Annotated in this window: 2 protein-coding genes; both read right to left on the bottom strand. The window is 48.1% G+C overall.

The features are described from left to right. Nucleotides 1-11: 11 nt before the first annotated feature. Nucleotides 12-1,685 carry an NlpC/P60 family protein gene (locus WEIDD23_RS00905; RefSeq protein ID WP_010371871.1) on the bottom strand — a complete coding sequence of 558 codons (1,674 nt, stop codon included), beginning with the start codon at nucleotides 1,683-1,685 and terminating at the stop codon, nucleotides 12-14. 135 nt (nucleotides 1,686-1,820) lie between these two features. After that, nucleotides 1,821-2,479: C40 family peptidase (locus WEIDD23_RS00900; protein WP_082778286.1), on the bottom strand; the 659-nt coding region annotated here is incomplete at its 5' end.

Below are 2,479 nucleotides of genomic sequence, written 5' to 3'. Positions count from 1 at the left end.
GATTTTTTTGTTTAAACCAACCGTCGTACTACGCCGTCAACAATGTCATACCATGGCACAGCGTAAGCGCGATCGTCACGATCAACGACATCGCTCAGTCGTGAGACGCCAACCCCACCTGTTGGTGAACTTGGTGAATCATGAAGGAAGTATTGACCACCAAGATAAATCCCGACGTGCCCAATATGATCCATAAAGAATATATCGCCACGTCGAATGTTCGACCATGGCACACCTTGACCTAAGCTAGTTTGTGAATAAGTCACCGCATCCCCCACATTACCAGCGAAGACACCTGAATTAGCAAAGCACCAACGAACAAACGAAGAACAATCAAACTGCCGGGCTGCAATTGACCAGCTATTACGCCCGCCACCCCACACATATGGCGAGTGGCCAACAAGTGATGTGCCAGTGTCAATTGCGTGCTCAATTTGCCAATTACCAGTTCGCACAACGCCACCGCCATCCGCCCAATACTCGTTACCATTTTCCCAAACGGCCTCATTCGTCGCTTTCAGGTAAGTCCCCGGATGGAAATAGTACAACCCATTCTGCCAATATTTGTACCCTGAGACACAGCGTCCGGTCTCATCATACATATACCAAGTGCCCCATCGAGCCGGTTCGTACACATTCGTATGCTTCAAGTAGGTTCGCGCATCAAACGTATAATAACCACCCGCCCATGGTTGCACATCAGTTAGAATGCGACCGTCAGCCCCAAACAAATACCACAATCCCCATTGTGACGCCGTATAGGTATTGCGCATCATGCGACCGTCACGCAAGTTGAACATGTAGTACGTGCCTTGGAACTTCTGGACGCCCTTTTGCTTCACTCCATTACGGAATAGATAGCGATGTTTACCATCACTCAGGTAACCAGTTGCTCGTTTACCATTTTGGTAGAAAACGCCTTTTTTATAACCTGTAAATGGTTTGGGTTTGACCACTTTCTTAGTAACTGGTTTGGCTGTTGTCGAAGCAGCACGCTTCGCAACGGTTACTTTAGCGGTTGAAACAGTCGCATGCTTAGTGGCTTGTGGCGCTGCCTTAGCAGATACGACTTGCGCCGTTGATTTTGGCACTTGTTTCTTCACGACTGCTGCAGACTGATGCGTAGCTTGTGCAGAAGGTGTCACTTCCCGAGTTAATCCACGCCGACTAACCGTTGTAGATGCAGACGTCACTGATGACACACTACTTGGCACAATTTCTGTTGCTGCCGAGGATTGTTGTGAGGTGGCTGACGAAACTTCTGGCGTCGTGGCCGAACTAACGCTACCGGCATTGTTCGTTCCAACACTGGTGCTTTCGCTCGATAGCGCTTGGCCAGCCGATGCCATACTACCTAGCGATTCAGTTGAACTGTCAGCCAACTGAGAAAAGCTACCACTTGAGGCATCTGATCCCGCACTTGTCACACTCGTAGTATCAACTGATGATAACGACGTGGCTGGTATGTCAGCTGATGCCGATGCCGACGCCGAGCTGGCACTAGTCGTTTCATCTTTTTGCAATACAACGACCTGGTCAGGTTGTGGGACTGGTTCATCAGCGACCACACCTAGTTCATCCCCATTGTCATCAGCTGACACAACAGCCCCACCAGTCATAACGCCAACAATTGCTAAAGTTGCAGCGACCCAAACTTTACCTGCTTTATACATCTTTTTGCGCATGTTCAACCTTCACTTAAAGCTTAATACTTCCTTAACTTATGCCAATAAGTGTAGTCGCTCACAAACCTAAAATCAAAAGTCCTGCTCAAAACAAAAACACAACTCAGCAAAGTGAGTTGTGTTTATCTGTCGTTATTAAATTGTGTGGTATGCCAAAGGCGCATCCCAAATATCGTGAACGCCAGTTGTCATACCTGGTTGTGGCGCATCAATCATCTTACCATTACCAATGTACATACCAACGTGGTACTCACCACCAACTGAACCCCAGAACAACAAGTCCCCTGGTTGCGCTTGTGACAATGGCTTTGGTTGTGAGCCATGTGCACGCAAGTATGCTGCCTGTTCGTAAGTTGTGCGACCCAAATCAGTCAAATGCGCGTGTTGACGCACCAATCGAATGAAACCTGAGCAGTCAACACCATATTGCGTTGCACCACCCCACATGTAAGGAATTCCCAACCAGTGGTTTGCTTCTTCAATCATTCGCGTGCCAGCATCACTATCACGCAGGAAGAACGTCCCATCATTACCAAAGTAATACGACTTACCATCAATGACACGTGTGCCTTCTACTGCACGACCAACGTTATCAACGTAGTACTTCATCCCCCAAGCAGTCTTCCACTTGTTTTGCTCGCGCACCCCATTTTCAAACCAGTAGTAGGTTCCCATATAGAAACGGAATCCCGTAAATTGTTGCCCGTTTTCGTACCACTTCCAGCCTTGGCCTGCATCCGTGTAACCAGATGTCTTACCACGCAGGAAGAATGTGCCATTATCACCGAAATTGT

It is taken from the genome of Weissella sp. DD23 (assembly GCF_001579105.1).
GTDB classification, from domain to species: domain Bacteria; phylum Bacillota; class Bacilli; order Lactobacillales; family Lactobacillaceae; genus Weissella; species Weissella cibaria.
The sequence above is the reverse complement of the archived record's forward strand: the minus strand, read 5'-3'. Positions and strand labels throughout refer to the sequence as shown.

Bases quoted from the DNA above. Each gene is read 5' to 3' on its own strand.
- WEIDD23_RS00905 (WP_010371871.1), bottom strand. From the start codon at position 1,685: ATGCGCAAAAAGATGTATAAAGCAGGTAAAGTTTGGGTCGCTGCAACT.